At 59.5% G+C, this 22256-nt stretch carries 27 protein-coding genes; 17 read left to right on the top strand and 10 right to left on the bottom strand.

The window, feature by feature from the left end:
• Positions 1-24: 24 nt before the first annotated feature.
• The 5 genes from dnaN to mutM form a co-directional block, all read right to left on the bottom strand.
• Positions 25-1143: a DNA polymerase III subunit beta gene (gene dnaN / locus CEW89_RS13325; protein WP_066703074.1), complete on the bottom strand. Its 1119-nt coding sequence runs from the start codon at positions 1141-1143 to the stop codon at positions 25-27.
• A gap of 171 nt (positions 1144-1314) precedes the next feature.
• Positions 1315-2685, bottom strand: coding sequence for a chromosomal replication initiator protein DnaA (gene dnaA / locus CEW89_RS13320; RefSeq protein ID WP_066703071.1), 1371 nt, complete (start codon positions 2683-2685; stop codon positions 1315-1317).
• A 777-nt stretch (positions 2686-3462) separates the two neighbouring features.
• A complete protein-coding gene (gene rpsT / locus CEW89_RS13315) occupies positions 3463-3726 on the bottom strand; it encodes a 30S ribosomal protein S20 (protein WP_066703068.1) in 264 nt (87 codons plus the stop codon).
• Positions 3727-3898: 172 nt separating this feature from the next.
• Positions 3899-4675 carry an enoyl-CoA hydratase gene (locus CEW89_RS13310; protein WP_096806214.1) on the bottom strand — a complete coding sequence of 259 codons (777 nt, stop codon included), beginning with the start codon at positions 4673-4675 and terminating at the stop codon, positions 3899-3901.
• Between the two features lie 60 nt (positions 4676-4735).
• Positions 4736-5587: a bifunctional DNA-formamidopyrimidine glycosylase/DNA-(apurinic or apyrimidinic site) lyase gene (gene mutM / locus CEW89_RS13305; protein WP_066703187.1), complete on the bottom strand. Its 852-nt coding sequence runs from the start codon at positions 5585-5587 to the stop codon at positions 4736-4738.
• A gap of 87 nt (positions 5588-5674) precedes the next feature.
• Between mutM and ubiE the strand changes: the two genes are divergently transcribed.
• Entirely contained in the window at positions 5675-6424 is a 750-nt protein-coding gene (gene ubiE, locus CEW89_RS13300) for a bifunctional demethylmenaquinone methyltransferase/2-methoxy-6-polyprenyl-1,4-benzoquinol methylase UbiE (RefSeq protein ID WP_066703064.1), read from the top strand.
• On the top strand, positions 6424-7959 hold the full coding sequence (gene ubiB, locus CEW89_RS13295) for a 2-polyprenylphenol 6-hydroxylase (RefSeq protein ID WP_096806213.1): 1536 nt from the start codon (positions 6424-6426) through the stop codon (positions 7957-7959). The genes ubiE and ubiB overlap by 1 nt, the downstream gene beginning before the upstream one ends.
• Here the strand turns inward: ubiB and CEW89_RS13290 are convergent.
• The 3 genes from CEW89_RS13290 to CEW89_RS13280 form a co-directional block, all read right to left on the bottom strand.
• Positions 7940-8800: a phosphotransferase gene (locus tag CEW89_RS13290; RefSeq protein WP_096806212.1), complete on the bottom strand. Its 861-nt coding sequence runs from the start codon at positions 8798-8800 to the stop codon at positions 7940-7942. The genes ubiB and CEW89_RS13290 overlap by 20 nt on opposite strands.
• A gap of 64 nt (positions 8801-8864) precedes the next feature.
• Positions 8865-9539, bottom strand: a complete 675-nt coding sequence (locus tag CEW89_RS13285; protein ID WP_096806211.1) for a flagellar hook capping FlgD N-terminal domain-containing protein — start codon at positions 9537-9539, stop codon at positions 8865-8867.
• A 12-nt stretch (positions 9540-9551) separates the two neighbouring features.
• On the bottom strand, positions 9552-11693 hold the full coding sequence (locus CEW89_RS13280; protein ID WP_096806210.1) for a flagellar hook-length control protein FliK: 2142 nt from the start codon (positions 11691-11693) through the stop codon (positions 9552-9554).
• Between the two features lie 106 nt (positions 11694-11799).
• Between CEW89_RS13280 and CEW89_RS13275 the strand changes: the two genes are divergently transcribed.
• The 6 genes from CEW89_RS13275 to CEW89_RS13250 all read left to right on the top strand — a co-directional run bounded on the left by CEW89_RS13275 (position 11800) and on the right by CEW89_RS13250 (position 15862).
• A complete protein-coding gene (locus CEW89_RS13275; protein ID WP_096806209.1) occupies positions 11800-12090 on the top strand; it encodes a rod-binding protein in 291 nt (96 codons plus the stop codon).
• Complete coding sequence (locus tag CEW89_RS13270) at positions 12077-12430, top strand: hypothetical protein (protein ID WP_066703046.1); 354 nt, start codon at positions 12077-12079, stop codon at positions 12428-12430. Before CEW89_RS13275 ends, CEW89_RS13270 begins: the two co-directional genes overlap by 14 nt.
• A gap of 228 nt (positions 12431-12658) precedes the next feature.
• Entirely contained in the window at positions 12659-14200 is a 1542-nt protein-coding gene (locus CEW89_RS13265) for a flagellin (protein WP_096806208.1), read from the top strand.
• A gap of 88 nt (positions 14201-14288) precedes the next feature.
• Positions 14289-14660, top strand: coding sequence for a flagellar biosynthesis regulator FlaF (flaF, locus tag CEW89_RS13260; protein ID WP_244906059.1), 372 nt, complete (start codon positions 14289-14291; stop codon positions 14658-14660).
• A complete protein-coding gene (flbT, locus tag CEW89_RS13255; protein WP_096806207.1) occupies positions 14661-15068 on the top strand; it encodes a flagellar biosynthesis repressor FlbT in 408 nt (135 codons plus the stop codon).
• Positions 15065-15862 carry a DUF1217 domain-containing protein gene (locus CEW89_RS13250; protein ID WP_096806206.1) on the top strand — a complete coding sequence of 266 codons (798 nt, stop codon included), beginning with the start codon at positions 15065-15067 and terminating at the stop codon, positions 15860-15862. Before flbT ends, CEW89_RS13250 begins: the two co-directional genes overlap by 4 nt.
• A gap of 3 nt (positions 15863-15865) precedes the next feature.
• On the opposite strand, the gene CEW89_RS13245 is transcribed toward CEW89_RS13250, so the two are convergent.
• The gene (locus CEW89_RS13245) at positions 15866-17191 is read right to left on the bottom strand and encodes a FliI/YscN family ATPase (RefSeq protein WP_096806205.1); all 1326 of its coding nucleotides are present in this window, start codon (positions 17189-17191) and stop codon (positions 15866-15868) included.
• Between the two features lie 81 nt (positions 17192-17272).
• Between CEW89_RS13245 and CEW89_RS13240 the strand changes: the two genes are divergently transcribed.
• From CEW89_RS13240 to CEW89_RS13200, 9 genes are read left to right on the top strand one after another with little or no spacing between them, the layout of a single operon-like run.
• Positions 17273-17662 (top strand): FlgB family protein, encoded by a 390-nt coding sequence (locus CEW89_RS13240; protein WP_096806204.1) that lies wholly within the window; start codon positions 17273-17275, stop codon positions 17660-17662.
• 13 nt (positions 17663-17675) lie between these two features.
• A complete protein-coding gene (gene flgC, locus CEW89_RS13235; RefSeq protein WP_096806203.1) occupies positions 17676-18068 on the top strand; it encodes a flagellar basal body rod protein FlgC in 393 nt (130 codons plus the stop codon).
• A gap of 27 nt (positions 18069-18095) precedes the next feature.
• Entirely contained in the window at positions 18096-18392 is a 297-nt protein-coding gene (fliE, locus tag CEW89_RS13230) for a flagellar hook-basal body complex protein FliE (protein ID WP_096806202.1), read from the top strand.
• A gap of 3 nt (positions 18393-18395) precedes the next feature.
• Positions 18396-18662 carry a flagellar biosynthetic protein FliQ gene (locus CEW89_RS13225; RefSeq protein WP_096806201.1) on the top strand — a complete coding sequence of 89 codons (267 nt, stop codon included), beginning with the start codon at positions 18396-18398 and terminating at the stop codon, positions 18660-18662.
• Entirely contained in the window at positions 18662-19378 is a 717-nt protein-coding gene (locus tag CEW89_RS13220; protein ID WP_096806200.1) for a flagellar hook-basal body complex protein, read from the top strand. The genes CEW89_RS13225 and CEW89_RS13220 overlap by 1 nt, the downstream gene beginning before the upstream one ends.
• A gap of 14 nt (positions 19379-19392) precedes the next feature.
• The gene (gene flgG / locus CEW89_RS13215) at positions 19393-20178 is read left to right on the top strand and encodes a flagellar basal-body rod protein FlgG (RefSeq protein ID WP_096806199.1); all 786 of its coding nucleotides are present in this window, start codon (positions 19393-19395) and stop codon (positions 20176-20178) included.
• Positions 20175-20612, top strand: a complete 438-nt coding sequence (flgA, locus tag CEW89_RS13210) for a flagellar basal body P-ring formation chaperone FlgA (RefSeq protein ID WP_096806198.1) — start codon at positions 20175-20177, stop codon at positions 20610-20612. The genes flgG and flgA overlap by 4 nt, the downstream gene beginning before the upstream one ends.
• Positions 20613-20624: 12 nt before the next feature.
• The gene (gene flgH / locus CEW89_RS13205; RefSeq protein ID WP_096806197.1) at positions 20625-21350 is read left to right on the top strand and encodes a flagellar basal body L-ring protein FlgH; all 726 of its coding nucleotides are present in this window, start codon (positions 20625-20627) and stop codon (positions 21348-21350) included.
• An 11-nt stretch (positions 21351-21361) separates the two neighbouring features.
• Positions 21362-21874, top strand: coding sequence for a flagellar basal body-associated FliL family protein (locus CEW89_RS13200; protein WP_096806196.1), 513 nt, complete (start codon positions 21362-21364; stop codon positions 21872-21874).
• Positions 21875-21886: 12 nt separating this feature from the next.
• On the opposite strand, the gene CEW89_RS13195 is transcribed toward CEW89_RS13200, so the two are convergent.
• A complete protein-coding gene (locus CEW89_RS13195) occupies positions 21887-22255 on the bottom strand; it encodes a hypothetical protein (protein ID WP_096806195.1) in 369 nt (122 codons plus the stop codon).
• Position 22256: the final 1 nt, after the last annotated feature.

The following is a 22256-nucleotide window of genomic DNA, read 5'->3' as shown; positions in this document are numbered from 1 at the left end:
TCGTTTCCTTTGCTGGAAAAATACTCACACGCGCATCGGCATGACGACGTAGACGGCGGAGGTGTCATTGCCTTCGCGCATCAGGGTCGGATCGCCCGAGGAATTGAACAGGAAGACGGCGTTTTCGCGATCCACCTGCGAGGCAATCTCCAACAGGTATTTGGCGTTGAACCCGATTTCCAGACGTTCGTCATTGTATGCAACCGCCAGCTCTTCCTCGGCGGCACCGCTGTCCGGCGCGTTGACGGAAAGCGTCAGCTTGTCGTCTTCCAGCGTCAGCTTCACCGCACGCGAGCGTTCGGAAGACACGGTGGCCACACGGTCCACCGCCTTGGCGAATTCGGCGGCGTCCACTTCGAGCTTGCGAGTGTTGCCGACCGGGATCACGCGGGAGTAGTCCGGGAAAGTGCCGTCGATGACTTTCGAGGTGAGGGTGATCTCGGGGGTCGCAAAGCGCACTTTCGCCTCGGACACGGAGACAGCGATCGTCATGTCGTCATCGTCGAGAAGCTTGCGCAGCTCACCCACGGTTTTGCGCGGCACGATCACGCCGGGCATATCGGCGGCCTCGGGCGGCAGGGTCGCGTCGATGCGGGCGAGACGGTGACCGTCGGTCGCGACACAGCGCAGCGCACGGCCGTTCTCGCTGTCGGCGACATGCATGTAGACACCGTTCAGGTAATAGCGGGTTTCCTCGGTCGAAATGGCGAATTTCGACTTGTCGAAGAGACGGCGGAGCACCGGCGCGGGGACGGCGAAATTGCTGTCGTATTCAGCGGAGGCCATCACAGGGAAGTCCTCTTTCGGAAGCGTCGCGAGCGAGAAGTTCGACCGCCCGGCCTCAACCGTCAAACGACCCGTCGTGCTGTCGTCGGTGAGCTGAACCATCGCGCCGTCCGGCAGCTTGCGCACGATCTCGTGCAGCGTCACGGCGGAGACCGTGGTGGCGCCTGCGCGTTCGACCATGGCGGCGCATTTGTCCACCACCTCGATGTCGAGATCGGTGGCGCGGAAGGACACGGTGTCGCCCTCGGCCTCGATCAGAACATTGGCGAGGATCGGGATCGTGTTGCGGCGCTCGACCACGGATTGCGCCTGACCGACCGCTTTCAGAAGCGTGCCGCGTTCGATGCTGATTTTCATACCACCCTCGCGTGTTTCAAAGCCCGGGGCGATGAAGGTAAACGATCCATCGCCGGGTGCAATAGTTTGTTTGCCCAGACTGTGTTGCGTCCGGTTCGGAAGGTCAAGAGACGCAGACACCGCCGGAGACGATTGTCACGGCGGTGCAGCGCATTTGACTCAGGTTGGGCCTCACGCCTCAAGCGTGCGGCGCAGCATTTCCAGATCGTCGGCGATCTGGCTGTCGGTGGCCTTGAGCTCCTCGATCCGGCGCACCCCGTGCATGACGGTGGTGTGGTCCCGACCGCCGAAACGACGCCCGATCTCCGGCAGGGACCGCGTGGTCATGTGTTTCGCCAGATACATGGCGACCTGACGCGGGCGGGCGATGGATCGCACCCGTTTCGGTCCGATCATATCGGAGAGACGAATGGCGTAATGTTCGGAGACCTTGCGCTGAATCTCCTCGACCGTAACCTTGCGCTCGGAGGCCTTGAGGATGTCGGACAGACATTCCTGCGTCAGGTCCAGCGTGATTTCGCGCCCCACGAGCGAGGCGAAGGCGAAGAGACGCATCAGGGCCCCTTCGAGCACCCGCACGTTGGTCGAGATGCGATGCGCGAGGAATTCCAGCACCCCGTCAGCGAATTTCAGATCGGGATATTGCGCACGATAGCCTTCGGCCTTGGTCTGCAAAATACCGAGACGCAATTCGTAATCGGTCGGGTGCAGATCGACGACGAGACCGCATTGCAGACGCGATTTGATCCGGTCCTCAAGGCCCTGAATCTCGCCCGGCGCGCGGTCGGCGGAGATGATGATCTGCTTGTTCTGATCCACGAGGGCGTTGAACGTATGGAAAAACTCTTCCTGCGTGCTGTCCTTGCCGGCAATGAATTGCACGTCATCGACCATGAGCACATCGACAGACCGGAAGATCTGTTTGAAGTCGATCATCTGACGATCGCGCAGCGCCTGAACGAAGCGGTACATGAACTGTTCGGCAGAGAGATAAAGCACACGCAACTTCGGATCGCGCACCCGGATCTCATGGGCGATGGCGTGCATCAGGTGGGTCTTCCCGAGGCCGACACCGCCATAGAGAAACAGCGGATTGAAGGTCACCGGACCTCCCTCGGCCACACGGCGCGCGGCGGCATGGGCCAGTTCGTTCGGCTTGCCGACGACGAAATTGTCGAAGGTAAAACGCGGATCGAGCGGCGCGCCGGGCAGATCGGCGGCAGGCGTCTCCTGAACCGTCACCGGAGTCGGCTCATGCGCAACGGGCGCGGTGTCGACAGGCGTGACAGTCTGGCTCTGATGCGGCTCAACCTTGAACTCGACGCGGGACGCAGGCGCGTTCGCCGCCTTGAGATGGGTCAGGATGGTATCGGCGAAATTGCGGGACACCCAGTTTGCCATGAAACTCGTCGGCACGGAAAATACGGCAACCCCGTTGTCGACTTTCCTCAGTTCCAGCGGCTCGATCCAGTTCGCGTAATTGCTGCGCCCCACAGACTCAAGAAGTTGTTCCTTAACACGTCCCCACGTATCGTTTTTCATTTTCTCTTTTCGACCCATTATCGTTTTTATCTATGCCGGTTTTGATCCGGCATGGGGAATTGCGGTTGCCCGCAACGCCCACGGCTCTTGCGCCTCGGGTCGTCTTGTCGCCACGCAGGCCGAAATACGGTCGACCCCGCGACACCCTCACAAAGTCGCGGTTGCGGCCGACCCGGCCAGAATGGTGATGTGCCGAACGCCTCACGCACCCTTCAACCTGTGGGAACCTCACACCCCACGGAGACAGGCACATTGGCGGCGACACGGGTTATATGGACAGACCGGAAAGCCCCGTGCAAAGGCACAGACTCTTCGGACAACCGTTTCCCGGATACCCCTATCCGAAAATGGTTTCAAAACCATGCGCGTTGGCAAAGGAGACCTGTCGGAAAGAATGTTCTTCTCTCCGGCAAACACCTATCGCTCTTCCGCGACACGATCCTGAATGTCCCCCCAAGACGACGTGAATCGCATGGGCAAGCTAGCAACCCCTTCGACGGAGTCGCAATCGAACTTCGCGCTTGACTCTGTCTTTACCGAAACCGAATCCAAAAAGCTCAATAAGCGCTGAGAAAGCCGTGGCGCATATGCCTCAGATTGCGTCTCTTCGAGAAAGATTTGAGCGAGGCGATTGTCACTCTGAGGTGAGTCTTGCTAGGCGCCGCCGCCGCGAAAGATTCGCTGCGGAGCCGCATCGCAACCGCCTCCCGGATGGCCTCGCCAAAACGCAAAAAACGCGCCCAAAGGGCGCGTTTTCACATCAATTCTTCGCAAATATCAGCCGAGCGCTTTGACGCGCGAAGAGAGGCGGGACATTTTGCGGGACGCGGTGTTCTTGTGAACCACGCCTTTGGTGACGCCACGCATCAGCTCCGGCTGAGCAGCCTGCAGAGCGGCTTTGGCAGCGGCCTGATCGCCGGAAGCGATGGCTTCCTCGACTTTGCGCAGGTAGGTGCGGATACGGGAACGACGGGCCTTGTTGACGTCGGTGCGACGGACGGCCTGACGGGCGCGTTTTTTGGACTGGGGCGAATTCGCCATGGGATTTTCCTCTTCGAGGTCGTGTTACAATATCGATTGCGCAAACGAACCCCGAATCCCTTTGAGAAGGGCGGTCAATCATAGCCTAAAGCGGGCTCCACGCGCATGTAAGGCGTCCCTTTAGTCGAGAATCGCCGAAAAGGAAAGCCCGATTTCACCGAAACCTGTCGACTTACTTGTCCCGGAACTGCGGCGCGCGCTTTTCCATGAAGGCAGCCATACCCTCTTTCTGGTCTTCCGTGGCAAAAAGACCCTGGAAGCTGGTGCGTTCGAACCGCACACCTTCGGCGAGGGTCATTTCATAAGAACGGTTCACCGCCTCCTTCGCGGCCGCCACGGAGATCGCGCCTTTCTCAGCGATCTTGTCCGCCACAGCGAGTGCTTCCTCGACCAGTTTCTTGGCAGGCACGACGCGGGAAACGAGACCGGAGCGCTCCGCCTCTTCGGCCTCCATGAAGCGTCCGGTCAGGATCATCTCCATCGCTTTCGACTTGCCCACGAAGCGCGTCAGACGCTGCGTGCCGCCGATGCCCGGAATGATGCCAAGATTGATCTCCGGCTGGCCGAATTTCGCGTTATCAGCCGCAAGGATGAAATCGCACATCATCGCCAACTCGCAGCCCCCCCCCAGCGCATAACCCGCCACAGCGGCAATCACCGGCTTGCGCGTTGCCACGATCCGGTCGGCATCTTCGGCGAAGAGACGTTCGGAAGCCATATCGGCATAGCTCTTTTCCGACATCTCCTTGATGTCGGCGCCTGCCGCAAAAGCCTTTTCCGAGCCGGTGATGACGATGGCACGCACTTTCGGATCGAGATCGGCCTTGCCCAGCGCATCGGCCAGTTCGCAGAGCAATTCGGAATTGAGCGCATTGAGCGCCTCAGGTCGGTTCAGACGGATCAGTTCGACACTATCCTTGATCTCGATAAGAAGCGTTTTATAGGCCATTGCGCCCTCCGGTTTCTGGTCCTTCCGGGCAGTCCTAACATCTGACCCGAACGGATCAAGTCATCTTTGACAGGTCGGGCAAAAGAAGCTGGAACGCCCGGATTGGGTGATCCTCTTTATACGCGCCGCACACTCCGGCGTCACACAGGGTTCACCTTCGCGTCCGTAAACACGGAAATTATGCTGGAAATATCCCAGCTCTCCATCGGCCTGTCGGAAGTCCTTGAGCGACGATCCCCCGGCCTCGATGGCCTCCAAAAGCACCTCCCTGATGATCGGGACGAGTGAGGCAATGCGCGCTTCGGAAATCTTTGACGCCTTGCGCCCCGGATGGATGCCCGCGCGGAACAGCACTTCGCAGACATAGATATTGCCCAGCCCCGCGACGATATGCTGATCTAAAAGCGCTGATTTGATCGGGGTGTTCTTGCCTTTGAGCGCGGCAATCAGGTGCTCCTCGCTGAACGCATTGCCCAAAGGCTCCGGCCCGAGTTTGGCAAGAAGAGGATGCGTCTCCTCCGTCCCCGTGGCCATCAGGTCCATCGCCCCGAAACGCCGCGGATCGTTGAAGGTCACGCGCGCGCCGTTTTCCATATGAAACACCACATGGTCATGCTTTTCCTTTGCCGGATGGTCATGCACGAATTGCCCAAGCGGATCGCCCGAAACCGTCATCCGCCCGGACATGCCGAGGTGAATGAGCAGGGTTTCCGACGTATCCAGATCGGCCAAGATGTATTTCGACCGCCTGCGCAGCCGCTCAACCCTCGCACCCATGAGCCGCTCCGCCATCCGCTCCGGGAAGGGCCAGCGCAGATCGGGCCGGTTCACATCGGCCTGTGTGATCCGCACCCCCGCCATTGAGGGTTCCAGCCCGCGACGAACCGTCTCGACCTCTGGCAATTCCGGCATTTTGGCCCCTTTGCTTTGCGACATGCGATTGTCACGCCCGATGTGAGCCCTATAAGAAGGGTGAGTTTCGAGAAAGGTTCAAGAGCGATGAGCGAGAACGGCAAAACCACCCATTTCGGTTTCAAGGATGTGGCCGAGGATCAGAAAGCCGGGATGGTGCATGGGGTGTTCACCTCCGTCGCGTCGAAATACGACATCATGAACGATGTGATGTCGATGGGCATTCACCGGGTCTGGAAAGACGCGATGATGGATTGGCTGGCGCCGCGCCCGGATCAGCACCTTCTCGATGTGGCCGGTGGCACGGGCGACATTTCGTTTCGCTTCCTGAAACGCGCGCCGGGGGCGACCTCCGTCGTTCTGGACATGACCGAGTCGATGCTGGTGGAAGGTCGCAAACGCGCCGAGGCCGAACAGATGGCCGAGAGCCTGCAATGGGTCACGGGCGACGCAATGAAACTGCCGTTCGAGGACAATCAGTTCGACGTTTACACGATCTCCTTCGGCATCCGGAACGTGACCCGCATCCCAGATGCGCTCTCCGAGGCCTACCGTGTTCTGAAACCCGGCGGACGTCTCATGGTGCTTGAATTCTCGCAACTGCCGAACCCGATGATGCAGAAGGCTTACGATCTCTATTCCTTCAACGTCATCCCCCGCATGGGGCAGATGATCGCCGGGGATCGGGACAGCTATCAATATCTGGTAGAAAGCATCCGCAAATTCCCGGATCAGGATACATTTGCGCAGATGATTAAAACCGCTGGTTTTTCCAATGTAAAGTATCGTAATTTGACTATGGGCATCGCGGCATTGCATTCCGGGTGGAAAATCTGATGCGCGGACCTCACAATCTCTGGCGGCTTATCCGCACCGGTGCAACCATGGAGCGTACCGGTGCGATGACCCAGGCGATGGACGCGCTCGACGCCCCCCGCGCCTTTCGCATACTGGCCCGCACCGTCGTCTGGCCCTTCCGCTGGCTCGGCTATAAGGGCGATCCGAACCTGCCGCCGCTGACGCGCGCGATTACCGCCTTGGGGCCAGCCTATATCAAATTCGGACAGATTCTCTCGACCCGCCCCGATGTGGTCGGTGCCGATCTCGCCAAGCAGTTGCAGGTGCTTCAGGACCGGATGCCGCCCTTCCCGCGCGATGCGGCGATCAAGACGGTGGAGGCCGAACTTCAGGCGCCGATCTCCGAGCTGTTTTCCGAATTCTCCGAACCGGTCGCGGCCGCTTCCATCGCGCAGGTCCACAAGGCCGTGCGCGCCGACACCGGTCAGGCGGTTGCCGTCAAGGTGTTGCGTCCCGGCATCGAGAAGGCGTTTCGCACCGATATTGACGCCTTTTATTTCCTCGCCTCCCTGATCGAGAACCTCTCTCCCGCTTCGCGCCGCCTCCGTCCGACCGATGTCATCGCACATTTCGAAGGCGTCGTTCATGGTGAGCTGGACCTGCGCCTGGAAAGCGCCTCAGCCTCCGAATATGCCGCGAATACGGCGGGCGATGAAGGCTTCAACGTCCCGGCCATCGACTGGGCCCTGTCCTCGAAACGGGTCATGACGCTGGAATGGGTCGAGGGCATCGCCGCCTCCGACATCGACGAGATCATCGCCGCCGGTCACGATGTGACGGTTCTCGGTCCCCGCGTCCTGCAAATGTTCCTGACCCATGCTTTGCGTGACGGATTCTTTCATGCCGACATGCATCACGGCAATCTCAAGATCGCGCCGAACGGCGACATCATTGCGCTGGATTTCGGCATCATGGGGATGCTCGACGAGTATACACGACGTGTTTATGCCGAGATTTTGTACGGATTCATCAAACAAGACTACAAACGTGTCGCCGAGGTGCATTTCGAGGCGGGCTATGTTCCCGCTGATCGCGACATGGATGAATTCGCCCGTGCGCTGCGGGCCGTCGGCGATCCGATCTTCGGCATGGACGCGACGCGCATCTCCATGGCACGGCTGTTGTCCTACCTGTTCGAGGTGACCGAACGCTTCGGGATGCAGACACGGACCGAACTGATCCTGTTGCAGCGCACCATGGTGGTGGTTGAAGGCGTCTCGCGCTCTCTCGATCCGCATATCAACATCTGGGAAGTCTCCAAGCCGGTGGTCGAAGAGTACATCAAGGCCAACATTGGCCCCAAGGCCCTGGCCCGCGATCTTTGGCACACGGCCAGGGTACTGTCGCGCTTCGGACCTCGCCTGCCGCAACTGGCAGAGGCACTTTTGATCGCTCAAAGCAAGGAATCTGTCGCCCCCGTTGCCCAGAGCAACCGCTGGCAGGTTCTCTGGCTGATCGTCGGCGGTATCGTCTCCGCCGGGATCGGCGCCGCGGTCATGCTCGTTCTGGGTTAAGCTCGGCTTCTGCGGCCACCTCATAGATCGCCTCGCCCCGCGCCACCTTCCACGCGCAATAGGCCGCCATGCGCCAGCGGTAAAAGGGGGCGAGTTGACGGTAACGTGCAATGGTGTCGGCCTCAGGATAGGCAGCAAGCGCGGTCTCCTGTTCCGCTTTCGCAAAAATACCCCGTCCATAGACATGATGCATGGCCGGGGACAGAGCGATGGCCAGATCCGCTGTCGCATCGCCGCGGGCCGGGCATTGCCAGTCGATGAACCGGAGCCGACCGTCGTGGATCAGGACATTGGCAGGCACAGGGTCGCCATGGAGGAACACCTCTCTGCCGCCCGGAACGGGAGAAGGGGCAGGTTCCGTTGCGATCAGATGACGCACCAGAAGGGTATCGAGCCCCCGCAGAAAAGAACGACCTTGCTCGAGAAGCACCACGGGACACACGTCGATCTGGCGCAGCCCCGGGGGAGGCGTCAGGTGATGCAAACGGCCCAACGCGCGGATCGTGCGATGATCCGTCTTGCCGGAAAGCGCACCCTCGACATAGTCGTAGATCAGACCGACTTCCCCCTGCAACTCGAACTCCGCCACGAAGTCCGGCCCAAGCCCCTGCCCCGCCAAAGCGATCAACGCCTGACGTTCCGCCTGCGGATCGTTCGGGAACAGGCGGTTGGAGCGGCTGGCGTCGAACAGTTTGACCACCCAGTCACAGGTGGCCCCACGTACCCGCCAACTGCGGTTTGTCCGACCTCCGGGCAAGCGCACCCAGCACACCGGCGCAGTGACGCGTTGCGCCACGAGATCCCGAAGCCCCTTCGGGGGAAGATCTGCGGCACAGGACATTACGGGCGCTCCGGGGTTGTGGACCGTCCGAGTCTAGCGAGGGAGCGTCACGCTCTCAAGCGGATCACGACGGATCGCGCAAGGCGGTTACATCGTCGGAACCGATTTCATTGCCACCGGCCAGAACCAGAACGACATCGCCATCGTCGGAGCGGGCCTCCACGATGCGGGAATACCCCTCGACCGTTGTGGTGGAGAGATAATCACCGTTGTGGTAATTCTCGATCTCGAAAGAGTAGAGTCCGGCCTCGAATGCGTCGCCATTTCCATCGTGCCCGGACCACTCGAAGGCATGGTCTGTCGGGACCATGGTGAGCTTTTGGACCACCGCCCCATCGGCATCGCGCACGATCAAGACGCCGGTATCCGCCGCGGTCGCAAATTCGCCCGTCAGCGTGACCGGCGAAGCGCCATCGAAATAGGCCGCGGCCTCACTCCGGGCGTCCATGCCGACCCAGCCGGACAATTCCGAAAAGCCCATGAGACCGAGCTGCGCCGAAAGACCTTCCAGCAGATCGTTTGTGATGACGGATTGCTCGACCTGCGAGAAGGTGGCGAGCTGCACCGCGTAATCGCTCGATTCGATCGGGTTGAGCGGATCCTGATTCTGCATCTGGACCGTAAGCATCTTGAGAAACGTGTCGAAATCCGAACTCAGCGCAGACCCGGCCTCGCTGCTGGAACTCGAACTGCTTGCTCCGGTCGTGCCCGTCGTCGCGGCGGTGATCGTGTTTACCATCTTGCGCTCCTGTCAAAGCCTGAGATCCATGCCCGACTCATTCCCAAGCGACAGGCGCACGGGGGGAGCGGACGGCATGGGATCGGTCATGTCGGATGTGGTGGAGGAACCGGCCGGAGGAGCAAAAACATCAGAACCGCCTTGTTGTGCCCCCTGATCGAAATTCTGAAAGGTGAACCCGCTGTCGGCATAGCCGAGATCGCGGAATTCGGTGATCAGGCTTTCGACATTGCGCCGCATCAGATCAAGCGTGTCGGCCCGTTCGGCGGCAATCACCACCTGCATCGCGCCGTTCTCGGAGAGATGAAAAGACAGCCTCACCTTGCCGAGTTCCTCCGGAGACAACGTGATTTCGACCGGACGATCCGGCAATTGCCGGGCGACATCGGCAATCTGCGACGCCAGACGAGTCGGCAATTCGACCCGGTTCATGGCACTTGTCGCGGAACTCTGCTCCCGCATGGCGTCCGCTTCCGAGGACATATGGGGCATCGGACCCAGTTCCTCGACCGAAAGCCCTTGATCACGATCCGGGCCGGAAGACATCAGGGCCTCTGCGGAGATCAAGGAGATTCCCGGCGCTGCGGAGCTTTGCTGCGGCCGGGCGGTGGAAGTCGCCAACGCGTCGGCCGTTTCACGATGCACCTTCGGTGCGATAATGTCTTCCCTGTCCCCCAGAGAGGCCGCGCCCGACATCTCTGTGGCTGGCGTTTGCGGAGCCTGTTTCCTTTCGCTGGAAACAGAGGTGACGGTCGTATTCGCAAGGAGGCCCGAGGCCTGTTGCTGTGGGCTCAGGTCGCTATGCCCTCCCGGAGCAAGGGGATTCGCCCGCCCATCAGGCCGCGTTTCAGCGGGCAGACCATCGGACACCGCCGGGAACTGACCAAGCGACAGGGCAGTAGCGTCCGAAGAATTTACGAAGGATTTTACGGAAGCGGCGGAGGCCGACACATCAGGCTGTGACATGTCAACCCTGGCTTTCCGCGATGTCAGATCGACCGCCTCAGCCATCGGCGATGTCGCATCCGCGCCGTTCGACCTCCCGCTCGGAGCGACCGCAAAGAGGCGTGAGACACCGACGTCTTGCATCTTCGATGGAAGATCGAGACGCGCCACCGATGCGGTGTCATCTTCTGCCTCCTGCAACTGAGATGCATGCATGTGCGTCGCCACGCCCATCATGGTCGTGACTTGCTCCTGCAACAGGACAACCCTTTGATCGTCCTTCAGATTATCCTTTACAATCTCCTTCGCATCCGTCGCAGATTGTTCGGCGGTCAATGAATTTTCGGCTTCCCTCACAGCATCGGAAAAGCCGCTCCGATCCCCCGCCCCCAGGTCACGCGTCATCGCTGTCAGGCGTTCGTCGGGGGAGAGGATCTTTTGATCCGCGTTCGTCTCGGAATGGCCAAGGCTCACTCCGCCGGGCACATCATCCGCCTCAATGGAAAACTCTGTCGTGTGCCCTGCATCCTCTTTCGCCTGTCCCTTGAGCGGCGTGGTTTCGGAAGGGACGCCCATGTTCAAGAATGCGTCCGGCGAAATTTGAAAGGTCTCAGGTGAGACGTCTTCGGGTGTCTCCCCTTGGGATGCATCGGCATCGGTCGGAGACATATCGGCTGTGCCATCACCGGTGAGTAGCGCCTTTGCTTCAGGATCGCCATTTGCGACGAGAATCTGCTGAATGGCCGTCTGAATGGCAAATCCGTTCCGTGAGGCTCCGACACCGGGCGCCACAACGGACGCTGTGTCCAGTGCGCCTTCACCTGGGTGCATGACGGCATTCCCCTGATCGGCGACATCTCCCGAAACGGATATGTGAGGTGCGGAGTCCCCTTCGGTTTCAGCCTTGCCCACATCCAGGACTTTCAGGTCTTTGGCCGGAACCCCATCGCCCGGCAGACCCCGGGTCGGTCCCGATTGTCCACGAAGATAGCTCGCGAATGTATCGCCTTGCGTTGCGTTGCGTGCAGCCGTCTTCGAAGGCAGCTTGTCCAAAGCCATGCCTTTGTCACCGGTATCCGGTGACGTCTCACCTGAGACCTTTCCGAAGGTACTGGTTTTTCCGAAAGCATTGGCTTTTTCGGATCGCCCGGCCTCTGGGCTGGCCGCGGCTTTAACAAAGTCAAAGGTCTGAAACTGCATTTCTTGCATCCGGGATTTCTTTCGCCGTGATGCCACTATCTGCGCAGAGAGTTACCGGTTCTTTACCAGATTGCGGTTACGAGTCGAAAAATGCTTCGAATTGGAGTGATCCCTCATGGCCGTCTCCGCTGTCCCATCCTCAGCCCACCCACCCCTTCCGCAGGCGTCGCAGGAGGAAAAGCTGCGTGACGTGTCGCAACAGCTTGAGGCGACGTTTCTGGCGGAAATGCTCAAGAGCGCAGGCTTCGGGAAGACACCGGACGCCTTCGGAGGAGGATCGGGGGAGGATCAATTCTCGTCCTTTCTGGTTCAGGCACAGGCAGAAAAAATGGTCGAGGCCGGGGGAATCAGTCTCGCCGAACAGATTTTCAACGCATTGAGGGACACATCCGATGGCATTTCTTGATGCATTCCGCCCGGCAAGCGCGCTTGCCGATCTGCTCGACAAGGAAAAGGCCGCGATTCTTAAAGGTGACTTCGCCACCCTTGAGACGCTTTCGAAATCGAAGGAATCGCTTCTGTCCCTCGTCGCGAAATCGAAAACGCCCGTCGTGGTGCTCCAGGATCTGAAAAAGCGCAGCGAGCACAACAAGCGCCTCCTGATGGCCTCCGCCAAAGGCCTGCGCACGGCGCGCGAACGCATCCTGTCCCTGCGCCATCAGTCCCGGGGGTTCACAGCCTACGGCCCGGCGGGGAAAGCGACCGAGATCGAACGCAAGTCGTTAACCATGAAGAGAAAAGCCTGAGGCTTTGTCCAATTTTTGCCTCAAATTAAAAGCATCAATCGGAGCCAGCTTAGGAAACTTTTAGCCTTTAAGCTCCAAAGATCAGAGTGCATCCCGAGGGGGTGGCACGGTCGACCGGAAGCGGTCATCCGTAATCAGTCAGAATGACGATCCTGAAACCGCCCGTGGGGGCGGATCTCGAAACTCGTGTGGCGCAAAACGCGTCCCAAGATCAAAGGAAATTATGCTATGTCCAGCATTCTGACCAACAATGGCGCGATGGTCGCGCTGCAGACCCTGAACTCCATCAACTCCGACCTGTCCAAAACCCAGAGCATGATCTCGACGGGCAAAGACGTGGCCTCCGCAAAGGACAACTCCTCCGTCTGGGCGATTTCGAAAGTGATGGAATCCGACGTCGCCGGCTTCAACGCGATCTCCGACAGCCTTGCGCTCGGCGAATCGACCCTGGCCGTGGCCTCCGAAGCCGCCGAAACCGTGACCGACCTGCTGACCCAGATCAAAGAGAAGGTCGTCTCGGCTCAGGAAGAGAACGTCGACCGCGATAAAATTCAAACGGATATCGACGCTCTGGTCGGCCAGGTGAAATCGGTGATCGGCGCCGCACAGTTCAACGGCCTGTCCCTCGTAGAAGGAACCGAAGACGTCAACATCCTGTCCTCGCTCGATCGTGCATCCAACGGCACCGTGACCGCGTCCGACATCACCGTGAAACGCCAGGATCTCTCGACCTCTGCCGGCACCTTCGGTACGGCACTGTCCGACGCTGCATCGGCCGCTTATGGCACCGTGAACGGCACCACCAACTCCGATTTCACCACGGATGCCGGCGGGACCGAAGCCATCATGGGCATCACCTATGGCAGCGATGGCGACACCTACTCCATGACCATCGGCGGTCATGAGGTCAGCTACACCACCGCTTCGGGTGACGACGCCGACAGCGTGCGCGATGCTCTGGCCTCCCAGATCAACGCACTCGGGATCGAGGGCATCTCCGTCGATGCCAGCACCTCCGGCAAGCTGAGCGTGTTGAACACCAACGCCTTCTCAGATGTCGCGCTTACCGCCGATTCCACCACGTCCACGAACTTCGAAGTGGAAGAAATCAACGGCGTCGACATCACCGATGCCAATGCCGCGACGCTGAACCAGCGCGCCGCAACCATTGATTTCAGCACTTCTGCCGGTGTGAACGAAGGTGACAGCTTCAAGGTGACCGTCGGATCCAGCTCCTACACCTATGTGGCTGGCAAGGACGAGAACATGGAAGACGTCGCCCGCGGCCTGAAAACCGCGATCGACTCTGCTGCTACCGAAGGCGTGACCACGGCCGTTCAAAAAGACGAAACTACGGGTCAGTGGAAACTGGCTGTCGACGACGACAACGGCGACGGTACGAGCACCACGCTCAAATTGACCGTCGGAACCGGGGGGGAAGCCTCGGGGGGGCTGTTCGGCCTCGACAACATCGACGTGACGACCAATGACGGTGCGGATGCGGCGCTCGGAAATATCGAGACCCTGATCAGCAACGCGGTCGATGCCGCGTCGGAATTCGGCTCCGCCCAAGGTCGGATCCAGACCCAGTCGACGTTCATCTCCAACCTGACCGATGCACTGACCTCCGGGATCGGCTCGATGGTCGACGCCGACATGGAAGAGGCCTCCGCGAAACTGCAAGCGCTTCAGGTGCAGCAGCAGCTCGGTGTGCAATCGCTCTCGATTGCCAACCAGGCGCCGCAGACCATCCTGTCGCTCTTCGGCTAAGAGCTTTGACCGGGCGCCCGACAGGCGCCCGGTTTCTCCGCGGTAAAAGACCGCGCGTTGAAATTCATTGTCACCGGAAGGATAAGACGTGAACGCTCTTCAGATGGCCCGAACGGCCTATTCCAATACCGCCGCGCCGATCAGGACGCCGCGCGGCACCGAATACGAAGCCTTTGCCAGAATTACGCATCGTCTTCGTCAGACGGCTCAGGACAAGAAACTGTCCTACTCCGCTTATGTGAAGGCTCTCTACGACAATCGTCGGCTCTGGACCCTTCTCGCGACAAATGTAGCAGAGAGCGACAATCAACTACCGAAAGAACTGAGGGCGCAGATTTTCTATCTCGCGCAGTTCACGGCAAAACACACATCCGACATTCTGGCCAAAAAAGCCGATGAGACACCGCTGATCGACATCAACACGGCGATCATGCGCGGCCTGCAGCGGGAGGGCCAGTAAATGAGCGGTCTTGTTCTCAAACTCGGCCCCAAGGAACGGGTCCTGATCAACGGTGCCGTCATCGAGAACGGCGACCGGAGATCGCGCCTGTCCATTGTAACACCAAACGCAAACATCCTGCGGCTGCGCGATGCCATACACCCCGAAGAGGTCAATACACCTGTGCGGCGGGTCTGCTACATCGCGCAACTCATTCTCTCCGGCGATGCCGAACCGAAGGAGGCGAGCCTGCAACTCATGCGTGGCATCGAGCAACTCAGCCAGGTGCTCACAGACCCGGACAGCCGCAAGATTCTCAACACGGCAACAACTGAGATTCAAAGCGGGCAGTACTATCAGGCCCTTAAGATGCTACGGGCGCTTTTGCCGAGGGAGGAGCGGCTTCTGTCGGCCGCGCAGTATCAATGACATATCAGCCTGTCATCCCATTCAGCGGTTACGCTGGATGGGTCGTCCTTCAAAAAACTCAGGCCACTCAACAGGAAGCCTTCAACAAATCTGCCGAAATCCAGAGGGACACCGACTATTTCCGGAACAACATCGCGAATGTCAGGAATGCAGAAGAATTGGTCTCGGATTACAGGCTGTTGAAGGTTGCTTTGGGCGCATTTGGGCTCGACGATGACATCAACAGCAAGTTTTTTGTCGAAAAGGTTCTCAGCGAAGGCACGCTCGATGACAAGGCCATCGCCAACAAGCTGACCGACAAGCGGTATTTCAAACTTGCCGAAGCCTTCGGGTTCGGGAATTTCGATACGCCCAACACCGTGCTAAGCGATTTTCCTGACGAAATCATCTCTGCCTATCAGGAAAAGCAATTCCAGATCGCCGTCGGCGATCAGGATGAAGGCATGCGGCTCGCACTCAATCTTGAGGACGATCTGATGGGTCTGGTCGACAAAGACACCACGGACAATGGGCGCTGGTATTCCGTCATGGGCAACGAGGCGCTCCGAACCGTGTTCGAAACGGCCCTTGGCCTGCCCAGTTCCGTCAGTAGCCTCGACCTCGATCAACAACTGACCATATTTCGCGACAAGGCCGAACAATATTTTCACGTTTCTGAAGTCTCGCAATTCTCCGACCCGAAAAAACGCGAGGATCTCGTCAAACTGTTTCTCATCCGTTCCGAACTGAATTCCGGCCCCACCGGGACATCGGCCGCTTCGAATGCACTCGCCCTGTTGACAGGATCTTTCTGAGACTCACGCCTTGGTCCGGTCTGAGAAACAGGCCTCGAGCCGTTCGAAGCTTTCCCGTGTCCCATTGGGTTCCGATTCCGCCAGAAATTGATCGAGTTTCGGCCAGGTTGCAATCGCCTCGTCAATCACGGGATCTGTACCTGCAGAATAAAGCCCCGCCTGAATCATCATCTCCGAACGGTCGAAAACCCCAAGCAGGCGACGTGCCCGCGAGATCAAGGCGTTTTCCCCCTCCGATGCGGCATGCGGCAAAGCCCGCGACACCGATCTCAGAAGGTCAATCGCCGGGAAGCGACCGCGTTCTGCGATCTGGCGGTCCAAAACGATATGGCCGTCAAGGACACCACGCAGAATATCCGCAATCGGCTCTTCCATATCTGAACCCGCCACCAGAACCGAAAACACCGCCGTGATGTCTCCCATGTCTCCGATCCCCGGGCCCGCCCGCTCGCAAAGCGTGGTGATCAGATGCGATGTCGAAGGGGGAAACCCCCGAAGCGAACTGGATTCGCCTGTGGCAAGTGCCACTTCGCGATGCGCCTCGGCAAAGCGGGTGACGGAATCGGCAAGGAAGAGAACCTGTTTGCCCTTGTCGCGGAAATATTCAGCCACCGACATGGCAGTCCAGGCACAGCGCCGCCTCACCATCGGGGACTGGTCCGAGGTGGCTGCAACGAGAACCGAACGCTTCATCCCGGCGGGCCCAAGCACCCGGTCGATAAACTCACGGACTTCGCGCCCTCGCTCGCCGACCATGGCAATCACCACGACATCGGCTTGCAGACCCGTGGCGAGTTTTGCCAGAAGCGTGGATTTTCCGACACCGGAACCGGCAAAGAGCCCCACCCGCTGACCGCGCACGATCGGCAACAAGGTGTTGAACACCGCGAGCCCGGTTTCAAGGCGGCTCCCCAAAGCCCGGCGCTCGGTCGGATTGAGCGGCTCACCACGCAAGGGACGCGGCTTGCGACCCTGAAGAATGGGTTTTCCATCAAGGGCTTGTCCAAAGGGATCAATCACCCGACCGATCCAGCTTTCATCCGGAGCGATGTGGTTCTTGCCGACATGTGCCACCGGGTCGCCGATGGACAACCCGTCCGGTCCGCCATCCGGCAGAACCGTCACCGTTTTCTTATCCAGTTGCAGCACCTCTCCTCTGCGAATGCGATTGCCATGACCGACCTCCACGAGATCTCCCAAGGCCGCAATACCGCTCAGCCCCGACACGGTGAGGACCCCCCGCGACACCTCGATCACGCGACCTACCGATTGGACCGGTTTCACCGCAGCCACCTCGGCCAGAAGCAATTCGAATCCGACGCCGTTCATGAACACCCTCCGCTTTCGACAACTCTTTCTAAAGGAATCAGGGTTAAGCCTTGGTTGAGATAACTCGGAGGAGAAGCCCCGATGTTCGAAAACCTGGATATCTTCAAAATGGCGAGCGGACTGGCCAATCACGCCGTTTCCCGTCAGGAAGTCATCGCGAAAAACATCGCGAATGCCGATACCCCCGCGTATCGCGCAAAGGATATCGCATCCTTTGCCGAGACCTACGAGGGCGGCGATTTCGCCACCGGCATGCGTGCCACGCGGGCTGCGCATTTCCTCAACTCGCAGGAAACTTCTCAGGGCTACACGGTTCTGGACGCACCGGATGCAAGCTCGCCCAATGGCAACACCGTCTCTCTCGAAACCGAGATGATGAAAGCCGTGCAGGTGCGGCAACAACATGAGACCGCGCTCGCCGTTTACAAAAGCTCGATGAACATCCTGCGCGCCTCCATCGGGCGCAAATAGGGGAGAAATGTGAATGCCTGATCTGCAAAATATCCTCAACCTCTCCGCGTCGGGGATGAAGGTCCAGGCCAGCCGCCTGCGCCATGTCTCCGAGAACATCGCGAACGCGGACACACCCGGTTACCACCGCAAGACCGTCTCTTTCGAAGAAATCGTCGACCAGGGCGTAAAGACCGGTGCGGTCACCACCGGTGACGTCCGGCTCGACAACTCGCCGCTCAAGGAGATTTACGATCCCGGCCATCCGCTTGCCGACGAAAGCGGGTTTTACGACGGCTCCAACGTCGAACTGATGATCGAGATCGCGGACGCACGCGAAGCGCAGCGCAGCTATGAGGCGAACCTCAAAATGTTCGATCAGGCGCGGCAGATGTCGTCATCGCTGCTTGATCTTTTGCGTCGGTAAAAGCCGACTCACCGATAGGAGACCAGAATGGACATCCGATCCGCATTTGCCGCCCAGGGCTACGCCGCCACGCGTCCCGTCACCGCACCGAGACCAAGCGAGGGGGCAGGAGCCACGCAAAACACGCTCGGAAAAGCCGCCACGAGCTTTGCCGAAACCCTCGCCCAGGGCGAAGAGGTTGCGCAGGCCGCCATGGCGGGAAAGGCCGACAGCCAGGCTTTGGTTCAGGCGCTTGCCCAAAGCGAACTGGCCATCGAGACCGCCGTCACCGTGCGAGACAAGGTCGTCGAAGCCTATCAGGAAATCCTCAGGATGCCGGTGTAAGCCATGGATGATCTGGTTTTCTACGACACGCTGAGACAGGCGCTTTGGATCGCGACGATGGTTGCAACACCGATTCTGGTCGTCGCCCTGATTGCCGGCGTCACCGTCGGCCTGTTTCAGGCGCTCACGAGCATTCAGGAAATGACTCTGACCTTCGTGCCGAAACTGGTGGCGATTCTGATCGTGTTCTGGATGTCGATGGGCTTCATGACAGAAACCCTGACCAGCTTTTTCACCGACCGTATCATCCCGTTGATCGGAGGCTTGTAATGGACAGTGCAGGTTATACCACCCTCACACGCATGGTCGGTCTCAATCGCGAATTGCAGACCATTGCGAACAACATCGCCAACGTCTCGACCACCGGTTACCGTAAGGAAGGCATGCTGTTCTCTGAGTATATTTCGCAACTGGAAAAGGGCGAGGACAGCCTTTCCATGGCGGATGGCAATGTGCGGATCACCAACGGGACGCAGGGCCCCCTGACACCCACCGGCGGCGCCTATGATTTTGCCATCGAAGGCAACGGGTTCTTTCTGATCGACACACCAAACGGTCAGGCCCTGACCCGCAACGGCGCTTTTACGACAAACCAGAATGGCGAGTTGACCACCCATGACGGGTATCAGCTTCTGGACAATGGCGGGGCGGCAATTTTCATTCCTCAGGATGCAAAGACCATCGCCGTTGCCTCCGACGGAACGCTCTCCGCCGACGGGCAACCGCTGTCGCAGATCGGGCTCTACATGCCGGAGGATCCTACCAGCCTGACCCGCAGCAACGGTGTCCGGTTCTACACCGACGGCGCCATCGTACCGCAGGAAGAAGCAGTCATTCTGCAGGGCTACGTGGAAAATTCGAACGTCAACGCGATCACCGAAGTGGCCCGGATGATCGAGGTGCAAAACGCCTACACCATGGGCCAGCAATTCTCCCAGCAGGAAGATGAACGGATCAAATCCGTCATCTCGACGCTCGGTCGCTAGGAAAGGAGCCTGACATGCGCGCCCTTAAAATCGCAGCCACGGGCATGAGCGCCCAGCAGATGCGGGTGGAAACCATTTCGCAGAACCTCGCGAACATGAGCACCACCGGCTACAACGCCCGGCGGGCCGAATTCGCCGATCTGCATTACCAACAGGCCTCTCGGCCCGGCACGATCAATTCCGCCGATGGCACCGTACTGCCGACCGGGGTGCAACTCGGGCTGGGCGTTCGGCCCTCGTCGGTCACACTCGAACTGGCGCAGGGGTCCCTGTCACACACCGGTGGCGATCTCGACATCGCGATCGAGGGCAAGGGCTATCTCGAAGTAACTCTGCCCTCGGGTCAATCGGCCTATACCCGCGATGGCGGGCTGAAACGCTCGGCAGATGGTCAGATCGTGACCTCCGACGGTTATCCCGTCGTGCCCGACATCACCATTCCGGACGATACCCTGTCGCTGTCGATCAATGCAGATGGCGAAATTTACGCCTATTTCTCCGATCAGATCGAACCGGAACTTCTCGGCCAATTCACCCTCGCGGGGTTTTCGAATGCCAAGGGGTTGGAGGCCATCGGCTCGAACCTGTTTCTCGAAACCGAGGCCTCGGGCCCGGCCAATGTCACAACGCCCGGCCTCGACGGATTGGGCACGCTGCGTCAGGGCTATCTGGAGGACAGCTCCGTCGATGCGGTCCGAGAGGTCACCGAGTTGATCGAAGCCCAGCGTGGCTATGAGTTGAATGCCAAGGTCATCACCGCCGCCGACCAGATGCTTTCCGCGACGACGCAAATCAGATGATTGCACGCCTTCTCATAACCGCCTGCCTCTGGCTGGCCGCCACACCGGCCATTGCCGATACGGTCATCGCCGCACGGACCATTCGCGCACAGACCATCCTTGCGCCCTCCGATCTCACCATGGTCGCAGGCGATGTGCCCGGTGCCATCGACTCGATCGACGAGGCGGTCGGACTGGAGGCCAGGGTAATGCTCTACACAGGGCGCCCGATTTCCGCCTCGGACATCGGGCCCGCAGCCATCGTCGACCGCAATCAGATCGTCGTTCTGCGTTACAGCCATGGCGGACTTTCGATCTCCGCAGACGGGCGGGCGCTCAATCGTGCTGGCATCGGCGATGTCCTGCGCGTCATGAATCTCTCTTCCAGAACCACCGTGTCCGGCGTCGTTGCGCCGGATGGGTCCATCCATGTCGGCGGGCTTGCCGCTCAGTAATCAGGATTTGTCATGCGTCTTTACCTTATGCTCCCCGCCCTTCTCGTCCTCACCGCCTGTTCCGATCTCAAGGAGGTCGGACGTCTGCCGGAGTTCACGCCCATCGAAAGCTCGGCGGAGACCGCCGCGATGCGCAACCCGTCGCTGCCCGAACAGGTCGCAAGCCGCAACCCGTCGGATGCGGCCTCGCTCTGGAATGCGTCGCGTCAGTCGCTTTTGGGAGATCGACGCGCCATTGAACGCGGTGACATTCTCACCGTCGTGATCGAGATCGACGACAGCGCGGAAATGTCGAACACCTCAAGCCGCGGGCGGTCCGGCTCCGAGAACATGGGTATCTCTTCCCTGTTCGGCATTCCTGAGCGCATCAATGAAGCGCTCCCGGCCGGGGCCAGCATGGATTCCGCCGTCAGCACCAATTCCAGCTCATCATCGTCCGGCAACGGCAGCGTGAAACGCAACGAGAAACTGCAATTGATGGTCGCAGCCACCATTGTCGACGTTCTGCCGAATGGCGTCCTCCACATCCAGGGCTCGCAGGAGGTACGCGTGAACTACGAGATCCGCGAGCTTCTGGTCGAGGGCTACGTCCGACCCGAGGACATTTCCCGCCAGAACGAGATCACCTATGACAAGATCGCCTCGGCCCGGATTTCCTATGGCGGTCGCGGTCAGATCACCCAGGTGCAGCAACCGCGATACGGCCAACAGGTCGCCGATATCGTCCTTCCGTTCTGAGGAAAAATGCCGTGATCAAGAAGCTCCTCCCTCTTCTTCTGGCTCTGATCGGCCTTGGCGCGGGGATCGGTGGCGGGCTCATGCTCCGCCCCGCTCCGCAAGAGGTCGTCGAGATCAATCCCTGTGGCGATCTGCCCACCACGACCGCAGAACATGATGCAAAGGACGAACACGGTGAAGAAGATCCCGAACACGCCGCGTTCGAGTACGTCAAGTTGAACAATCAGTTCGTGATCCCCGATCTCGAGAACGGGCGCGTCGTCTCCATGGTGGTTCTCTCGCTGAGCCTCGAGGCCAGAACCGGCTCCCGGGAAAGCATCTATGCACGGGAACCGAAACTTCGGGACGTGTTCCTGCAGGTCATGTTCGATCATGCGAACACCGGAGGATTCAAAGGCGATTTCACCGACAGCGTGACCATGAACGCCTTGCGCCATGCACTTCTGGAGGCAGCGCAGACCACCCTCGGGCCGGAAATCAACGATGTTCTGGTGATCGACATCGTGCGTCAGGATGTCGGCTAAAGCCCGTCACGCTCAACGCTTTGAAACATCGCGCTCGGCCAACCGGTCGAGCGCATCTTTTTTGCCAAAGGCTTTGCGCGTCCGCTCCAGTTGCGTTTCCCGGCGTTCGGCGAGCTTGGCAAGCGCCAACATGGCTTTGCGCTTTTCCTGTTTCGCCCATTTGTCCCAGGTCCGATCCGCCCCCATAAGGCTCGCCATGTCGAAGCCCTCCGCAACCGTCAGTATCGCAGTGCGATTGTTTCGGGCCTGATCAATCTCCCGAATCCGGGCACGAAACGGCTCTTCTTCCTGCTTGATCTCTGCGAGACGCGTCAGTTCCGCATTGAACGCCAGTTCGGAAACGTCTTTGAGACGTTTCAGCCGATCCCGTTTCTGCGACATG

The organism is Celeribacter ethanolicus (assembly GCF_002407265.1).
Taxonomy (GTDB): domain Bacteria; phylum Pseudomonadota; class Alphaproteobacteria; order Rhodobacterales; family Rhodobacteraceae; genus Celeribacter; species Celeribacter ethanolicus.
This window is presented reverse-complemented; position numbering and strand designations above follow the sequence as displayed.

Bases quoted from the DNA above. Each gene is read 5' to 3' on its own strand.
- dnaN (WP_066703074.1), bottom strand. From the start codon at position 1,143: ATGAAAATCAGCATCGAACGCGGCACGCTTCTGAAAGCGGTCGGTCAG.
- dnaA (WP_066703071.1), bottom strand. From the start codon at position 2,685: ATGAAAAACGATACGTGGGGACGTGTTAAGGAACAACTTCTTGAGTCT.
- rpsT (WP_066703068.1), bottom strand. From the start codon at position 3,726: ATGGCGAATTCGCCCCAGTCCAAAAAACGCGCCCGTCAGGCCGTCCGT.
- CEW89_RS13310 (WP_096806214.1), bottom strand. From the start codon at position 4,675: ATGGCCTATAAAACGCTTCTTATCGAGATCAAGGATAGTGTCGAACTG.
- mutM (WP_066703187.1), bottom strand. From the start codon at position 5,587: ATGCCGGAATTGCCAGAGGTCGAGACGGTTCGTCGCGGGCTGGAACCC.
- ubiE (WP_066703064.1), top strand. From the start codon at position 5,675: ATGAGCGAGAACGGCAAAACCACCCATTTCGGTTTCAAGGATGTGGCC.
- ubiB (WP_096806213.1), top strand. From the start codon at position 6,424: ATGCGCGGACCTCACAATCTCTGGCGGCTTATCCGCACCGGTGCAACC.
- CEW89_RS13290 (WP_096806212.1), bottom strand. From the start codon at position 8,800: ATGTCCTGTGCCGCAGATCTTCCCCCGAAGGGGCTTCGGGATCTCGTG.
- CEW89_RS13285 (WP_096806211.1), bottom strand. From the start codon at position 9,539: ATGGTAAACACGATCACCGCCGCGACGACGGGCACGACCGGAGCAAGC.
- CEW89_RS13280 (WP_096806210.1), bottom strand. From the start codon at position 11,693: ATGCAAGAAATGCAGTTTCAGACCTTTGACTTTGTTAAAGCCGCGGCC.
- CEW89_RS13275 (WP_096806209.1), top strand. From the start codon at position 11,800: ATGGCCGTCTCCGCTGTCCCATCCTCAGCCCACCCACCCCTTCCGCAG.
- CEW89_RS13270 (WP_066703046.1), top strand. From the start codon at position 12,077: ATGGCATTTCTTGATGCATTCCGCCCGGCAAGCGCGCTTGCCGATCTG.
- CEW89_RS13265 (WP_096806208.1), top strand. From the start codon at position 12,659: ATGTCCAGCATTCTGACCAACAATGGCGCGATGGTCGCGCTGCAGACC.
- flbT (WP_096806207.1), top strand. From the start codon at position 14,661: ATGAGCGGTCTTGTTCTCAAACTCGGCCCCAAGGAACGGGTCCTGATC.
- CEW89_RS13250 (WP_096806206.1), top strand. From the start codon at position 15,065: ATGACATATCAGCCTGTCATCCCATTCAGCGGTTACGCTGGATGGGTC.
- CEW89_RS13245 (WP_096806205.1), bottom strand. From the start codon at position 17,191: ATGAACGGCGTCGGATTCGAATTGCTTCTGGCCGAGGTGGCTGCGGTG.
- CEW89_RS13240 (WP_096806204.1), top strand. From the start codon at position 17,273: ATGTTCGAAAACCTGGATATCTTCAAAATGGCGAGCGGACTGGCCAAT.
- flgC (WP_096806203.1), top strand. From the start codon at position 17,676: ATGCCTGATCTGCAAAATATCCTCAACCTCTCCGCGTCGGGGATGAAG.
- fliE (WP_096806202.1), top strand. From the start codon at position 18,096: ATGGACATCCGATCCGCATTTGCCGCCCAGGGCTACGCCGCCACGCGT.
- CEW89_RS13225 (WP_096806201.1), top strand. From the start codon at position 18,396: ATGGATGATCTGGTTTTCTACGACACGCTGAGACAGGCGCTTTGGATC.
- CEW89_RS13220 (WP_096806200.1), top strand. From the start codon at position 18,662: ATGGACAGTGCAGGTTATACCACCCTCACACGCATGGTCGGTCTCAAT.
- flgG (WP_096806199.1), top strand. From the start codon at position 19,393: ATGCGCGCCCTTAAAATCGCAGCCACGGGCATGAGCGCCCAGCAGATG.
- flgA (WP_096806198.1), top strand. From the start codon at position 20,175: ATGATTGCACGCCTTCTCATAACCGCCTGCCTCTGGCTGGCCGCCACA.
- flgH (WP_096806197.1), top strand. From the start codon at position 20,625: ATGCGTCTTTACCTTATGCTCCCCGCCCTTCTCGTCCTCACCGCCTGT.
- CEW89_RS13195 (WP_096806195.1), bottom strand. From the start codon at position 22,255: ATGTCGCAGAAACGGGATCGGCTGAAACGTCTCAAAGACGTTTCCGAA.